General features: G+C 71.1%; 9 protein-coding genes. 2 read left to right on the top strand and 7 right to left on the bottom strand.

What is annotated here, in order from left to right; all coding sequences use genetic code 11:
- From ABZ449_RS15775 to ABZ449_RS15745, 7 genes are all read right to left on the bottom strand, one after another.
- A partial coding sequence (locus tag ABZ449_RS15775) for a polyketide synthase (RefSeq protein WP_360345813.1) occupies positions 1-1,482 on the bottom strand: 1,482 nt, incomplete at its 3' end.
- Positions 1,482-6,110 (bottom strand): SDR family NAD(P)-dependent oxidoreductase, encoded by a 4,629-nt coding sequence (locus ABZ449_RS15770; protein ID WP_360345811.1) that lies wholly within the window; start codon positions 6,108-6,110, stop codon positions 1,482-1,484. The genes ABZ449_RS15775 and ABZ449_RS15770, both read right to left, overlap by 1 nt.
- Positions 6,103-8,643, bottom strand: coding sequence for an amino acid adenylation domain-containing protein (locus ABZ449_RS15765; RefSeq protein ID WP_360345809.1), 2,541 nt, complete (start codon positions 8,641-8,643; stop codon positions 6,103-6,105). The genes ABZ449_RS15770 and ABZ449_RS15765 overlap by 8 nt, the downstream gene beginning before the upstream one ends.
- Positions 8,644-8,708: 65 nt before the next feature.
- A complete protein-coding gene (locus tag ABZ449_RS15760; RefSeq protein ID WP_360345807.1) occupies positions 8,709-9,317 on the bottom strand; it encodes a class I SAM-dependent methyltransferase in 609 nt (202 codons plus the stop codon).
- A 105-nt stretch (positions 9,318-9,422) separates the two neighbouring features.
- Positions 9,423-9,986, bottom strand: coding sequence for a class I SAM-dependent methyltransferase (locus ABZ449_RS15755; protein WP_360345805.1), 564 nt, complete (start codon positions 9,984-9,986; stop codon positions 9,423-9,425).
- 206 nt (positions 9,987-10,192) lie between these two features.
- Positions 10,193-12,184, bottom strand: a complete 1,992-nt coding sequence (locus ABZ449_RS15750; RefSeq protein WP_360345803.1) for a carbamoyltransferase C-terminal domain-containing protein — start codon at positions 12,182-12,184, stop codon at positions 10,193-10,195.
- 329 nt (positions 12,185-12,513) lie between these two features.
- Positions 12,514-12,726, bottom strand: coding sequence for an acyl carrier protein (locus tag ABZ449_RS15745; protein ID WP_360345815.1), 213 nt, complete (start codon positions 12,724-12,726; stop codon positions 12,514-12,516).
- A 316-nt stretch (positions 12,727-13,042) separates the two neighbouring features.
- Here ABZ449_RS15745 and ABZ449_RS15740 point away from each other — a divergent pair, with 316 nt between their 5' ends.
- Positions 13,043-13,975, top strand: coding sequence for a TauD/TfdA family dioxygenase (locus tag ABZ449_RS15740; protein ID WP_360345801.1), 933 nt, complete (start codon positions 13,043-13,045; stop codon positions 13,973-13,975).
- Positions 13,976-14,198: 223 nt separating this feature from the next.
- Entirely contained in the window at positions 14,199-15,407 is a 1,209-nt protein-coding gene (locus ABZ449_RS15735) for a pyridoxal-phosphate dependent enzyme (protein WP_360345799.1), read from the top strand.
- Positions 15,408-15,473 lie beyond the last annotated feature (66 nt).

The raw sequence follows: 15,473 nt of genomic DNA, 5'->3' as shown, positions 1-15,473 counted from the left end.
GCCGGTGACGGTGCGGCGGTGTGGGAAGGCGCGGCGGCCGGTGGCCAGGGTGTAGGCGGCGTCGGCGAGGTTGGGCTGTTCGCGGCGCAGGTGGGCGGCCAGTCGGTCGGTGGCCTGTTCGAGCGCCGCCGGGGTGCGGGCGGAGAGGACCAGCGTTTCGGTGGGGCGTGTGCCGGCGGGGGAGGCTTCGACGGCGGGGGCTTCTTCGAGGATGAGGTGGGCGTTGCTGCCGCCGAAGCCGAAGGCGCTGATCCCGGCGCGGCGGACGTGGTTCTCGGTGCGTGGCCAGGGAGTCGATTCCGCTTGCACGTGGAAGGGGCTGTTGGCGAAGTCGATGTCGGGGTTGCCACGGGTGTAGTTCAGCGAGGCGGGGAGGAGTTCGTGTTTGAGCGCGAGCGTGGTCTTGAGCAGGCCCGAGATGCCGGCGGCGGCGTCGAGGTGGCCGACGTTGCCCTTGACCGAGCCGAGGGCCCAGGACCCGGTGTCGCCGAACGCCCGTGACAGCGCCTGCACCTCGATCGGGTCGCCCAGCGAGGTGCCCGTGCCGTGTGCCTCGACGTAGTCGATGTCCGTGGGTGCGAGGCCCGCGCTGGCGAGCGCGGCGGAGATGACCGCGGCCTGGCCGGTGACGCTCGGGGCGGTGAAACCGACCTTCACCGCGCCGTCGTTGTTGATGGCCGAGCCCTTGATCACGGCGTGGACGGTGTCGCCGTCGGCCAGCGCGTCCTCCAGCCGCTTCAGCGCGACCAGACCGACACCCGTCCCGAAGACCGTGCCCCGGGCGTCCGCGTCGAACGGGCGGACGTGCCCGTCGGGGGACACGAAGGACCCGTCCTGGTGCAGGTAGCCGGTGCCCGGGTTCGGGTCGACGTGGACGCCACCCGCCAGGGCGAGGTCGCACTCCCCGGCGAGCAGGCTCCGGCAGGCGGTGTGGGCGGCGACCAGCGCGGTCGAGCAGGCGGCGCGCAGCGAGACCGCGGGGCCCTTCAGGTCCAGCTTGTACGACACCCGGGAGGCCAGGAAGGCGATTTCGTTGGCCACCAGGATCTGGGTCTGGCCCAGGGTGTCCACGATCTGCTGGTGCGAGTAGACGTGCTGGACGTAGCGGTTGGCCCCCGCGCCACCGAAGACACCGATGCTGCCCTCGTACCGGGCGGCGTCGTAGCCGGCGTGCTCCAGCGCCTCCCAGGCCGTCTCCAGGAAGAGCCGGTGCTGAGGGTCCATCACCTCGGCCTCGCGGGCGGTGTACCCGAAGAACTCCGCATCGAACAGGTCGCTGCCGGCGAAGGCGGGCGCGGCCTTGACGTAGTTCGGCTGCCCGAAGAGTTCGGGCGACACCCCGGCCGCCGTCAGCTCCTCGTCGGTCAGGGCGACGATCGACTCGACGCCGTCGCGCAGGTTCGACCAGTACTCGGTCAGGTCCTCCGCGCCGGGGAAGCGTCCTGCCATCCCGATGATCGCGACACCACCGCGCGCCGCCATCACTGCGCCGCCCGGAGGTTGTCGATGAGCGCGCCGAGGGTGCGTACGGTGGGGCCCTCGTAGACGATGGTCAGCGGTACGGCCACCGCCAGCTCCTGCCGCAGTCGGTGGACGACCTGGAGGCCGAGCAGTGAACTTCCGCCCAGTTCGAAGAAGTTGTCCTGCACGCCGACACTCTCCAGACCGAGCAGCTCCTGCCAGATCTCCGCCACCCGGTGTTCGGTCTCGCCGTTCGGGGCGACGAACGGGTTGCGCAGGTTGGGGCGCTCGTGCCGTGCGGCCGGGGCCGGCGCCTCGGCCACCGGGTCGGCCCACAGCTCCTGGCGTAGCGTCAGTTCGCCGGTGGAGGTGATGATCTGTTCTTGGGGCACCGCGTCGAGCAGGGCGTCGAACACCTGTCGGCCCTCGGCCGGTGTGAGCGCCAACTCGCGTACCGCCGCGCCGAGTTCTGAATCCGCCCGATCATCGTGCGAAAAGTACCAGGCTTCCCAGTTGACGCTGGTCCAGGGCAGGGCCGCGCTGTGGTGCCGCTGGGCGAAGGCGTCGAGCGCGGCGTTCGCGGCGGCGTACGCACCGAAGCCGAGTCCGCCGAGCAGCGAGGCGATCGAGGAGCAGATGACGGCGAAGTCCACCTGCTGGTCGGCCAGCACCTCGTGCAGCACCTGCGTGCCGTAGAGCTTGGGGCCGAAGTGCCAGGAGGCCTCCTCCGCGCCCAGGACCGCGACTTCCCGGTGGGCCGCCGTGCCGGTCGTGCCGGCACAGTGCAGCACGCCGTCGATCGGGCCGAACTCCCGCAGGACGCGCTCCTTCAGGGCGAGCATGGCCGTGCGGTCGGAGACGTCCGTGGCGGTCACCAGCACCTCGGAGCCGAGCGCCTCGATCTCCTGGACGGCACGGATCGCGGACCGGACCGCTTCCGGGTGCTGCGGTTCGGCCCAGCTCTCCCGGGACGGCAGACCCGTCCGTCCGAGCAGCACCAGGCGCACCTCGGCCCGGTCGGCGAGGGCGCGGGCCATCAGCAGGCCGATCTTCCCGAGGCCGCCGGTGACCAGGTACACCCCGCCGGGGCGGACCGGGGACCCACCGCGGGGGCGCGGCGCGCCGGTCACGTACGTCGGCGCCCAGCGGTGCCGACCGCGCAGCGCGATGGTGCGCTCGGCGGGCGGGGCGGCGAGGTCGGCCAGCAGCTGGTCGACCAGCCCGGGTACGGCCTGCGGGCCTTCGGGGCGGAGGTCGAAGTGGACGCAGCTGAGCGAGGGGTACTCCTGCGGCAGCACCCGGCACAGGCCCTGGACGGTGGCCTTCGGCGGGCAGAGCGGCTCGTCCCCGAGGACGGCGTGCACCTCGGAGGACAGCACGTCCCAGCGCTGCTGCCGTGTCATCAGCTCGGCCTCGGTGGCCTGGACCCAGTGGACCAGGCTGTCGAAGGAGCGGTGCAGCAGGGCCCGGACGTCCTCGGGCGCCGTGGCCCGGTCGGCGTCGTCGCCGACGCTCCAGCAGTGCACCACCCGACCGGGCAGCGGCCCCTCGGCGCGCAGCGCCTCGGCGAGTCGGTCGAAGTGCTCCGGCCGGGCAGGGTCGAGGACGTACTCGCGCTCGCTCTTGCGGTGCCACTCGGCTCCCCGTGAGACCGTGCGCACGGTGGCGCCGAGACCTTCGAGGCGGTCGGCGAGGTGGTGGCCGACACCGGTCTCGTCCGCGAAGACGAGCCAGCGCTCGTCGGCCAAGCCGACCTCGGCGGGCTGCGGTGCGCCGGCCAGCCGCTTCCAGGACGGCGTGTAGAACCACTGGGGCAGGTCGCCGCGCCGCTGCTGGGCCGAGCCGCTGCCGGGCTGGGCGGTGCCGGGTTCGAGCCAGTAGGTGCGCCGCTCGAAGGGGTAGGTGGGGAGCGGGACCCGCCGGGCGCCGGCCGTGGCCGGGAAGGGGCGCTCCCGGCCGGCGAGCCAGAGGCGTCCGGCGGCCCGCAGGAGTGCGGTGCGGTCGCCCTGCCCGAGGAAGGCGCCGGGGAGGGACGGGAGGACGACCCGGTCGGTGCCGGCGGCGGCGGGGTGCTGGATGGCCCCGGGGGTCAGGGTCGGCGCGGGGCCGATCTCGACGATCGCGATGTCCGGGACGGACCACAGGGTGGTCAGGCCGTCCGCGAACCGTACGCTCTCCCGTACGTGCCGGGCCCAGTACTCGGGGCTGGTGGCCTCGTCGTCGGTGATCCAGGTGCCGGTCAGGTTGGAGACGAACGGCACGGCCGGGGCGTTCAGCCGGACCGAGCGGACCAGTTCGGCGTAGCGCTCGACGACCGGGTCCATCATCGGGGAGTGGAAGGCGAAGCGGGTGGTCAGCCGGCGGGTGGCGATGTCGGCGGCCAGCAGTTCACCGGCCACCCGCTCGATGCCCTCGACGGTGCCGGAGAGCACGCAGGTCTGCGGGCCGTTGACCGCGGCGAGGCAGACCTCCGCGTCGGTGTACCGTGCGACGGCCTCCTCGGAGAGCGGCACGGCGAGCATCGCGCCCTCGCCCTGCTGCTCGATCAGCCGGGCGCGCTCCGCGACCAGGCGCAGGGCGTCGGGTAGCGAGAAGACCCCGGCTACACAGGCCGCGACGTACTCGCCCAGGCTGTGACCGATCATCACCTCGGGCTCGACCCCCCAGGCGGCCCAGAGCTTGACCAGGGCGTACTCGAGGGCGAACACCGCGGGGTAGCCGAGGCGTGGCTGGTCCAGCGGGTGCTCGCTGCGCTCCGGCTGGAGCAGCAGCTTGCGGAAGTCGAAGGGCTGCCCGGAGGCGGCGGCCGCGGACTCGTCGACGGTGAACACGAGTTCGCGGACGTCCGTGCCGAGCAGCGGCTCCAGCAGTCCGGCGCACTCGTCCATCGCTTCCCTGAACTCCGGCTCCTGGGCGTAGAGTTCGCGCGCCATGCCGGGGAACTGGGAGCCGAAGCCGGTGAACATGAAGGCGACCGGCCGGTGCGGGGCCTCGGGCGCGGTCGCGGTGAGTAGCCGACCGTCGTCGCGGGCGTCGAGTGCCGCCAGCGCCTCCTGGGTGCCGGCCGCCACCAGCATCCGTCGGTACGGGAACGCCCGGCGGCCCTGCTGGAGGGTGAACGCGACATCGGCCAGCGGGAGTTCGGGGTGCGCCCGGAGGTGGTCGTGCAGCTGGTCGGTGGCCGCCTCCAGGGCCTCCGGGCTCTTCGCGGAGAGCACCAGCAACTGCTCGGCGCCGTCGGCCTGCCGGGATTCGCGCGGCAGCTCCGGGGCCTGTTCGAGGATGACGTGGGCGTTGGTGCCGCCGAGGCCGAAGGAGCTGACTCCGGCGCGGCGCGGGCCGTCGCCCTCGGGCCAGGGCAGCAGCTCGGTGTTGACGTAGAACGGGCTGCCGGCCAGGTCGATCCGCGGGTTGGGCCGCTCGAAGTGCAGGGTGGGCGGCAGCTGCCCGTGCTCCACCGCCAGCACGGTCTTGATCAGGCCGGCGACCCCGGCGGCCGAGTCGAGGTGGCCGATGTTGGTCTTGGCGGAGCCGAGGGCGCAACTGCGCTCCCCGACCCCGGAGTAGGCCGAGGCGAGTGCGGAGAACTCGATCGGGTCGCCCAGGATGGTGGCCGTCCCGTGCAGCTCGATGTAGCCGATGCTGTCGGCCGGCACGTCCGCGTTCGCCAGCGCGGTGGAGATGACGGCGGACTGGGTGGCGGCGCTGGGCGCGCTGAAGCCGGCCCGGCGGGAGCCGTCGTTGTTCAGCGCGGAGCCCTTGATGACCGCGTGGATGTGGTCGTTGTCGGTGATCGCGTCCTTGAGGCGCTTGAGCACCACCATCCCGACGCCGTCGCCGCCCACCGTCCCCTGGGCGCGGGCGTCGAAGGTGCGGCAGTAGCCGTCCGGCGAGAAGATGCCGTCCGGGCGGTAGACGTAGCCCTTGCTCCTGGTCCCGTCGACGGCGACGCCGCCGGCCAGTGCGGTGTCGCACTGGTAGGCCAGCAGTGCCTGGCACGCCTCGACCACGGCGACCAGTGACGTGGAGCAGGCGGACTGGATGTTGAGGGCGGGGCCCTCCAGACCGAGCTTGTAGGAGACCCGGCTGGCGAGGAAGTCCGGCCGGTTGCCGATCACCGTCTGCTTGTCGCCGAGGATCTGCGCGGCGCCGGGTTGTGAGGCGATGTTGAAGAGCAGGTAGGTGTTGTTGCCCGCGCCCGCGTAGACGCCGACCAGGCCGCCCTGCCGATCGGTGTCGTGTCCGGAGCTCTCCAGGGCGGCCCAGGCACATTCGAGCAGGACCCGGTGCTGCGGGTCCATGAGTTCGGCCTCGCGCGGGGAGTAGCCGAAGAAGGCGGCGTCGAACTTCTCGCTGTCCGCCAGCGGGTAGCCCGCGCCGACGAAGTTCGGGTCGGCCAGGGTGGCGGCGTCCACGCCCCGGGCGGCGAGCTCCTCGTCCTCGAAGCGGGTGACGGAGCAGACGCCCGCCTTGAGGTTGCTCCAGTACTCCTCGACCGTCCGGGCGCCGGGGAAGCGGCCGGCCATGCCGACGACGGCGATGTCCAGACTGTCGTCGAACTCGGCGAAGCCGTCGGCCTGTTCGGAGTCCGGATCGGAGTCCAGCTCGGCGTCCACGGTGGGGTCGAGTTCGGGGGAGTACTCACTCATGGTGACCTCGCTTCGCTTGCAGCAGCTGCTGGCGGCGCTTCAGCAGGGCGTTCTGCTGAGCGTTCCTGCCGCGGGTGGCGGCCGGTGCCACCCCCCGCCTCTGCTGCGAGAGCAGCTCGGCCTGGGCCCGGACGGTGGTGTGTTGGAACAGGTCGAGCAGTTCGACTTCCCGGCCGGTCGTCGCCCGGAGCCGGTGGTGCAGCCCGACCATGAGCAGGGAGTGCCCGCCGATGTCGAAGAAGTTCTGGTCGGTGCCGACCTCCTCGGTGTGGAGGACCTCCTGCCACACCTGCGCCACCAGCCGCTCCAGTTCGTTCCGCGGTGGCAGCGGCGCGGTGGCGGGCTCGGCGGGCCGGGGCAGCCTGCCGCGGTCGACCTTGCCGTGCCCGGAGAGCGGCAGCCGGTCCAGCGTCACGATCGCCTGCGGCACCATGTGCGGGGAGAGCCGGTCCCGCAGGTGGCGCTCCAGCCCGGCGGTGCTGAACCCGGGGCCGTGCGGCTCGATGTAGGCGACCACCCGCCGGTCGCCGGGGACGTCCTCGCGGACGACGGCGATGGCGTGGCGCACCTCGGGATGGCTCTTCAGGCTGGCCTCGATCTCGCCCAGGGCGACCCGGAAGCCGCGGACCTTGATCTGGTCGTCGCGCCGGCCGAGGAAGGCGATCGTCCCGTCGGCCAGGCGGCGGACGATGTCGCCGGTGCGGTAGAGGCGGGAGCCCGGCCCGCCGCCGAGGGTGTCCGGGACGAAGGCCGCCGCGGTGAGGTCCTCCCGGCGGTGGTAGCCGCGGGCGAGGTTGTCGCCGCCGATCAGCAGCTCTCCGGCGACGCCGACGGGCGTGGGACGGCCCGCGGGGTCCACCACGTGGGCCTGGGTGCCCGGGAGCGGAACGCCGATCGGCGCGGTCTCCCACTCCGCCTCCGGGTGGTCGGCCACGGCGAGGGTCAGCACACCGACGGTCGTCTCGGTCGGACCGTAGTGGTTGAAGACCCGGCAGTGCGGGACGAGGCGTTGGAGGGCGCGCAGCCAGCGCCAGTCGGAGGCCTCGCCGCCGATGACCAGCAGGCGGCGCGGCAGGAGTTCAGCGAAGCGCGGCGAGGTCTGGAGGGCCCGGAGGTGGGAGGGCGCGATCTTCAGGCAGTCGACCCCCCGGGTCTGCACCCAGTCGGCCAGCCTCTCCGCGTCCAGCGCGACGTCACGGGAGATCAGCTGTACCTCGCCGCCCGTGCACAGCGGCGGGGCGAAGGCCGTGACGCTGGAGTCCACCGTCAGCGGCTGCACCATCGCGTAGCTGAGCGGCCCGTCGATGCCGAGCCGCCGGATGACGGCGCGGGTGTAGCCGACGAGCTGGCGGTGCTCGATCACCACGCCCTTGGGCTTTCCGGTGGAGCCGGAGGTGTAGAGCAGGTACGCGGCATCGCCGCAGGTCGAGCGCTCCGGCGGGCGGTTCTCCGTCGGGCGGCCCGCCAGCACGGCCAGCTCGGCGTCGAGTTCGATCACTTGGTGGGCGGTGCCGAGCGGAGCCGTCGCCACCACGATCCGCACGGCCGCGTCCGCGAGGATGCCGTCCCGCCGCTCGACCGGGTCGTTCGGATCCACCGGTACGTACGCGCCGCCGGCCTTGAGGATGCCGAGCACGGCCACCATCAGCCGCACGTCGCGATCGGCGCAGAGGCCCACCGTCGCCTCGGGGCCGACCCCGGTCTCACGCAGCAGGTGGGCCAACTGGTTGGCCCGGTCATTCAGTTCGCGGTAGCTGAGGGCGGCGTCCGCGGCCCGGACCGCGATCGCTTCGGGGGTGCGGGCGGCCTGCTCCTCGAAGAGCTGGTGGAAGCCCACGTCCGTCGGCTCACCCGGGACGCCGTTCAGCCTGGCGACGGTCTGCTCCTCCTCGGCGGTGAGCAGGGGCAGCTCGGCCACCGACCGGTCCGGATCGGCCGTCGCGCCGTCGAGGAGCCGGAGCAGGTGCTCCACCGCGCGGCGGGCGGTGGCGGGGTCCAGGACGTCGGTGGCGAACACCAGCTGACCGGTCAGTTCGCCGTCGACGTAGCAGAGTCGGAGATCCAGGTCGCAGGAGACGGTCTCGGGGGCGACGCGCGGTGCCGGTCGGCAGGAGAAGCCCGGCCAGAGGTGCACGACCTTGGCGGTACGGGCCTGCTCGGCCTCCGCCAGCCCGGTGCCCGCCAGCCGGACCAGGTCCCGGAAGCTCCCGTCGGTCCGGGCACGGACCGGCGTGGTCACCCCGGCGCCGTTGGTCACCCCGACCGCGAGCTCGGACTGCCCGCTGTACCGGTGTAGCAGTGCCAGGTAGAGGGCGAACGCCGCTGCCGGGAGCCCGGCTCCACAGGCTTCACCCAGCTGCCGCAGCGCGGCCGTCGCCGAAGCGGACACCAGGAAGGGCACGGAGTCGCCGCGGAGATCCCGCTGCGCCGGATGGGTCCGGTCCAACGGGAGCTCCGGCGCGACGGGAAGATCGGCGAGGTGCCCGCCGGTTTCGGGGCCGGGCACGGGTGTTGCGGAGTGCGGGAGTGTCATGGAGATTGCCTTGAGGAGTTCGGGGCGAGGACGTACGTCACCCGTCCTGCCGGAGCGGGCCACGGCTACGCGGGTCGCTTGGTGCAGAGGTAGACCTGGTTCCGACGGTGGTCGGCGGGCACGTCGATGATCTCGACCGATTCCGAGAGCGAGTGCAGCAGCGCCTCGAACGGGCCGGGGGCGTAGCGGTTGAGCCAGATGTAGCCGTTGGCCGTCTCCCGCCGCAGCAGTACCTCGGGCTCCTGCGGGATCTGGAACATGCAGATCGCCACGGTGCGGCGGGCGACTCGGAACAGTTCACGGACGGCGGTCTCGTAGTACGGCAGGTGCTCCAGCACGTGGCGGCAGTTCACCACGTCGAACGAGCCGTCCGGGAAGGCGAGGTCGGTGATGCTCATCTGCCGCCACCGCGCCTCGGGGTGGAGCTCACGGCAGTCGGCGACGGCCAGCCCGTTGATGTCGATGCCGGTGTAGTCGACCTCCAGGCCGGCCGCCAGCAGGTGGCGGTAGGTGACCCCGGAGAGGATGCCGCAGTCGAGCAGTTCGAACGGCGCCCCGGTGTGCAGGGCCGCGATCCGCTCGGTCACGACCGAGTGCGACGGATGCGCGGCCCGGACGGCCTCGCCCATGTGGGCCACGTCGGAAGTCCGGGCCCAGAGCGATCCCGTTTCCACTGCGGATTCCGGGACCGGCGTTGCAGAGTGATGGAGTGTCATGACGTCGCCTCGGGACGGTCGGGGCAGGGACGCGCGTCGTCCGTCCTGCCGGAGGGGCCGCGGCTACGCGGGTCGCTTGGTGCAGAAGAAGATCCGGTTCCGACCGTTGTCCGCGGTGACGTCGACGGTCTCGACCGATTCCGAGAGCGAGTGCAGCAGCGCCTCGAACGGGCCGGGGGCGTAGCGGTTGAGCCAGATGTAGCCGTTGGCCGTCTCCCGCCGCAGCAGTACCTCGGGCTCCTGCGGGATCTGGAACATGCAGATCGCCACGGTGCGGCGGGCGACTCGGAACGCCTCGCGGACGGCGGTCTCGTAGTACGGCAGGGTTTCCAGCAGGTGGCGGCAGTTCACCACGTCGAACGAGCCGTCCGGGAAGGCGAGGTCGGTGATGCTCATCTGCCGCCACCGCGCCTCGGGGTGGAGCTCGCGGCAGTGGGCGAGGGCGGCCTCGCCGATGTCGATGCCGGTGTAGTCGACCTCCAGGCCGGCCGCCAGCAGGTGGCGGTAGGTGACCCCGGAGAGGATGCCGCAGTCGAGCAGTTCGAACGGCGCCCCGGTGTGCAGGGCCGCGATCCGCTCGGTCACGGCCGAGTGCGAGGGATGCGCGGCCCGTCCGTCCTCGCTCATGTAAGCGACTTCGGAGGTCTGCGCCCAAAGTGATTCCGTGTTCACTGCTCTGACTCTCCAGACTGCTGAGCGAAGCCGGACATGGCGGCACGATCACCGATCGAACCGTTGCGCGATCGAGGCCGGGCGATGGCCTGCTTCGGAACACACCGTCGCGGCGGCCCCGGGGGCTGTCCGCTCTTGCCGTCAGCGCACCCGCCGAGCGGTCAGAAAGCCGCTCCTTCCGCGGATTCGGGATCGTAGACGGCGGTCGGCCCGAACATCCGGGCGTGCTTCGCCGCGGCGAGGGCCAGCGTGCCGCTCGCATCCCGGGCGGCCGCGACCTCGGCCAGCTGGTTGACCATGGCGGGCGTCGCCAGCCCCTGATCGCGCAGCTCGGGGGAGCGGGACATCAGGACCATGGCCGCGGTGGTGTAGCCCGAGTCGACCCAGGACTGCCAGATCGCGTCGCGGTCCTGCTCCTGGCCCGCGAAGAGCTCCTCGCGGCGATCGTGCCGACGCGTGGGGACCGGGCTCCGGCCGCGGGCCTCCGCGCGCAACCGGACCCGCCGACCAGCGATGTAGGCGACGGCGGCGCCCTTGCGGATGGCGAAGTTCAGGGCCTGTGCCGCGGTGTCCACCACCGGCTCACCCTTGTCGTTCAGGGAGGTGTTGCACACCATCGGCACCCCCGTGGCCTGCCGGAACGCCTCGATCGCCCGGTGGAGCAGGGGGTTGGCCGCGGCGGACAGGGTCTGCCGCCGGGCCGAGTCGTCGAGATGGAGGATGGCCGGGACAAGGTGGCGCTTCGACTCGGTGACATACGCGGTTTCGAGCATGTAGGGCGAGGGCCAGGGGTCCTCGAACCACTCGCCGCTGTACTCCTCCAGGACGATCGGAGCGACGGGGCGCCACCACTGCCGGCTCTTCCAGTCGTTCAGCAGTTCCTTCGACCGGGGCGAGCGGGGGTCGGCGAGGATGCTCCGGTGGCCCAGCGCGCGCGGGCCGATCTCGGCCGCCCCGTCCGCCCACACCAGCGGTCCGGTGGAGAGGTCCTCGACGAACTGGGCCTCGGTGAAGTCCTGGACGTCCTCGATGAAGTCGTCGAAGTGCCGCAGGGCGTCCTCGACATCGGTCAGTTCGGAGCCGTGGTAGGCGGACTCGAGCTTGAAGCCACCGCCCGGGAGCAGGCCCTCGCCGAGGAGGCCGAGGAGGCCGATCCCGAGGGACTGGCCGGAGTCGTTGGCGCTCGGCGGGGTGAGCAGACCCTTGAAGCCGTAGCGGCGCAGGAGGAAGGAGTTGGTCGGGCAGTTGAGGGCGAAGCCCCCGCTCAGGGAGAGGTACGCCTGGCTCGGGTCCACCCCTGCCGACTCGAGCAGCCGGTCGACGTTGCGCACCATGACGAGCTCGCAGGCCGTCTGGACGATCTTCATGACCGCGGACTGCAGGTGCTCCTGCTCGCTGAAGCGGCTGTCCAACTCCATGGACGGCAGCTGGGATTCGGCTGCACGGATCACGTCCTGGACGAACGGGAGGGTGTCGACCAGCGGTACCCGCCGGCCGCCGAACAGCTCCAGCTCCCGCACCGCCGCCTCGGTGTCGAAGGCGATTTCGGTGGGGCAGGCCGACGCCAGGGCCATCAGGGTGCCCGGCTCCTTGTCGAACTCGGCTGACGCGGCGTCATAGATGGGGGCCGGGGACTCGACCGGAGCGAAGTCGACGTCGCCCTTGGTGGACACGCAGCCGGTGTACCAGTACTTCTTGCTCGCCAGGTCGAGGCCGAAGTCGGGCCGGCCGTCCAGGGCGAGTCCGATGATGGTCTCGCCGCGGAACGCCTCGGAGTCGAGCAGCAGCCCGCTGTAGAGGTGGGCGAGGCTGTGGATCGGGAAGTCCTCGGCGCCGGCGGGCAGCTTGATGTCGGCGTGGTGCGGCAGGCCGGGCGTGCCCCAGGACAGGCTCACGTCCTCCAGGGAGAGCCCCTCGGCCGCGAGCAGCTCGGTCAGCACCTTGTTGTAACGGTCGACGGTGAAGAGTGGCCAGAAGTGGTGCTTCTGTCCGCTGACGCGCTCGAGCTCCCAGACTCTGACGAGTTCGACCCGCGAGTCGTGACTGCGCCAGAGCGCGATGTTCTGGTCATGGCGCGGTGCGATGACGGATAAGCTGCCGGGCGGGGAGATGTAGCTCGACAGGAAGTACTTCGCGGCTGGGTACGCGGTCACGATGTCCCCTTCGGCGGTTGGACAGTGGCTACTTCTTCTTCGGGCCCGACGGTCCTGGAAGCGGTCGGCGCAGGCGGTCGTGAGACTGCCGGGGCGTGCTCGACCGGGCCTCGGTGTGTACCGGCGGCGTCAGGTGCGACAGGCCGCCCGGTCGGGTGCGATCGGGCCTCGGGCCGGAATCCCGGCGGCCGCCTGCACAGGGGCTACGGCCGGCTACGGGGCTGCGGGGTGGGATCGGCGGGGACGGACTCCGGTCCCCTCATCCGGATGCGTCGGCTCCGGGGCAAGCGACGGGATCGCTTGAGCCCGGTCGTGCCGTCGTGCCGGGACTACTTCGAAGCGGCGATCCGCCCCTCGACGAGCTGGACCAGCTCACCGACGTTGGCCACGGTGAACATGTCGACGACGTCCAGGTCGACGTCGAACGTGCTCTGGATCGAGACCATCAGGCGGAGCAGCGACACGGAGGTGGCTCCGAGGTCATCGAAAGTACTGTCCAGCGAGACCTCAAGGGGAGCGAATACTTCGGAAATCACCGACATCAAGTTGCCGGACTGCTCGTTCGACATTTCGTATTCCCAGATCTCTTCTATTCAAAGCTTATCCAGGTAATTGACCCTATGATGTTGATGACGCAGCGTCAAGACCCATCTTTGGGTTGGGATGATACGTGGCACGATGTCCAAATTGCGCCATGTAAGACCGGGCGAACGGGGCCAAGGCTTCGGGTGCGAAACGGGCATGGCCAACGAACTGCCCTGTTGCTATATTCGGCCTGACCGGGGCTCGACAAGCCATGCCTACCCTGGGGTAGGCTGCCCGAGGTTTCACCGCACAGCCACAGTACTGGGGGTAGTGGTGTTAGAAATCAGCTTTCGGCCTCTCACGCCAATCACTGGCGCGGAGGTGGAAGGCGTCGATCTCGCTGCGGACCTGTCGCCGGCCGTTGTGGCCCGTCTCCGTGAGGCCCTGCTGCGTCACAAGGTCCTCGTTTTCCGCAATCAGCCGATGAACGACGCGCAACACGTCGAACTCACCAATGCTTTCGGCGGTGCCACCGCGGCCCATCCCATCGTGAACGGCCTGCCCGAAGAGCCCGCCGTGCTGCGGACCGCGCTGTCAGAGGAACGGCGGGCGCTGGTCGAGGCCGAGGCCGGCCTCAGTCACCCCTTGAAGGGATCGACGCCCCGGCGCCTGCGGACCGAGTGGCATGTCGACAGCACCTTCGTGGTCAACCCGAACGCCATCACCATTCTGCGTGGTGTCGAGATTCCGCCGGCCGGCGGCGACACCCTCTTCGCCGATCTGGAAGCGCTCTACGAGGGGCTTTCGCCTTCCCTCCGGGGGTACCTCGACACCCTGCAGGCGATTCACTCCCGGCATGCCCCGGAGGCGGCGCCCCGCCTCGACGGCAAGCCGGCCGGCCCCTTCGCGGCCGTCCATCCGCTGGTGCGGGTACACCCCGAGACCGGTGTGCGCAGCCTGCTCGTCAGCGCCGTGTTCCTCCAGACCATCCGCGGTCTCAAGCCCCGCGAGAGCACGGCCCTGCTGGACTTCCTGCTCGACGAGCTCGCCGGGCGGGACGAGATCCACGCCCGGGTCCGCTGGGAGCAGGACACCCTCGTCATGTGGGACAACCGCGCCGTGGCCCATGCGGGGCCGGTGGACGGCCTGATGTTCCAGGAGGAGCGGATCGTGCACCGCACCACCGTCGTCGGCGACGTGCCCTGCGGGCCTGACGGCTTCGTCTCGCGCGCCCTCATGGGGGGGCGGTTCGAGGCGCTGGCCTGAGCGCCGGCGCCGTGACACCAGGGCGATCGTGCGGGCTCCGACTCCGGTGCCGAGTTCCGGGCCGGGGCCCCGAAGGGCCATTTCGAGAAACGTCATCGACGGGTCGCCCGGTAGTCCATGTGCAGCCGGAACGGTCGTACGCAGATGCGCCGACATCGTGACTCCGGCGTATATCCGGGTCATTCGGTTCATTCTCCGGGAACCTTTGTAGGGGAAACGCAAAATGCCGATCGTCAACCACCGTGAAAAAACCGAGGCACCACCCAAGTACCACCTGTCATGTGTCAGCTGCGGCTGGACGTCCGATCCGGAGTTCAGGCTCCGATGTCCCCGATGTTCGAGTGCACTCGATCCCAGGCTGAACCTGGAGAACGTCACCGCGCGTGACGGTGACCGGCCTGAGCTGACCTACCTGGACTTCCTGCCGGTCGAATCCGAGCACTTACTCGACGCCGACGTCAGCGTGCGGACCCCCTGCCGTCCGGCCCCGCGCCTCGGAGCGGCCATCGGCCTGCCCCGCCTCTGGGTGAAGGACGAGTCCCAGCAGCCGACGGGGACCACCAAGGACCGGCTGGCCTCCGTGGTCCTGGCCGTGTTCCGGCAGTTCGGGATCAAGGAGTTCGTCGCCTCCAGCACCGGAAACAGCTCCACCGCCCTGGCCCGCGCCGTGCAGCGCGACCAGTCGATGCGGGCACACTTCTTCTGCGGCCGTGACTTCACCGGTGACCACGACATCGAGACCAACGACCGGGTGTCCCTCACCGTCGTGGACGGCAACTATGCGCAAGCCACCCAGGCGGCCCAGGAGTTCGCGGACCGGCACGGGCTGGTCTGGGAGGGCGGGTTCTTCAACTGGGCCCGCCGCGAGGGTCTGAAGCTCACCTACCTGGAAGCCTTCGACGCCATGGACGACGAGCCCGACGTCGTCGTCCAGGCCATCAGCAGCGGCATGGGGATGATGGCCGTACGCAAGGGCGTGGCAGAGTACCTCGCCTGCGGCCGGCTCACCTCCTCGCCCCGCTTCGTGATGGTCCAGCAGGACACCTGCGCGCCGATGGCCGTGGCCTGGCGGGAGGGACGGGCCGAGCTCACCGAGGACGACGTCATCGAGCACCCGACAGGTCTGGCCCGGGCCATCCTGCTCGGCGACGGCCGGGCCACCTATCCCTACATGCGGGACATCGCCGCCGAGAGTGGTGGCTCCATCGTCTCGGTGAGCCAGGACGAACTGGTCCAAGCCCGTACGATGCTCCGCGAGCTGGAGGGGCTGGACGTCTGCCACTCCTCGGCCGCGACCATTGCCGCGCTGCGCAACGAGGCCGCGGCCCAGCGGATCACCCCGGACCAGGTCGTACTGGTCAACCTGACCGGCCGTGAGCGGTACACCGCCGCCGTCGCCGGACCGGCCCTCGCCGCCGCCACCGCCGGCTGAGCCTCCCTCTCCGAGCCGGATGCCACCGCTCCCACCGGAGTGATGTGCCCGCCCTCACGTTCGCAA

Source organism: Kitasatospora sp. NPDC005856 (assembly GCF_040629945.1).
GTDB lineage: Bacteria > Actinomycetota > Actinomycetes > Streptomycetales > Streptomycetaceae > Kitasatospora.
The sequence above is the reverse complement of the archived record's forward strand: the minus strand, read 5'-3'. Positions and strand labels throughout refer to the sequence as shown.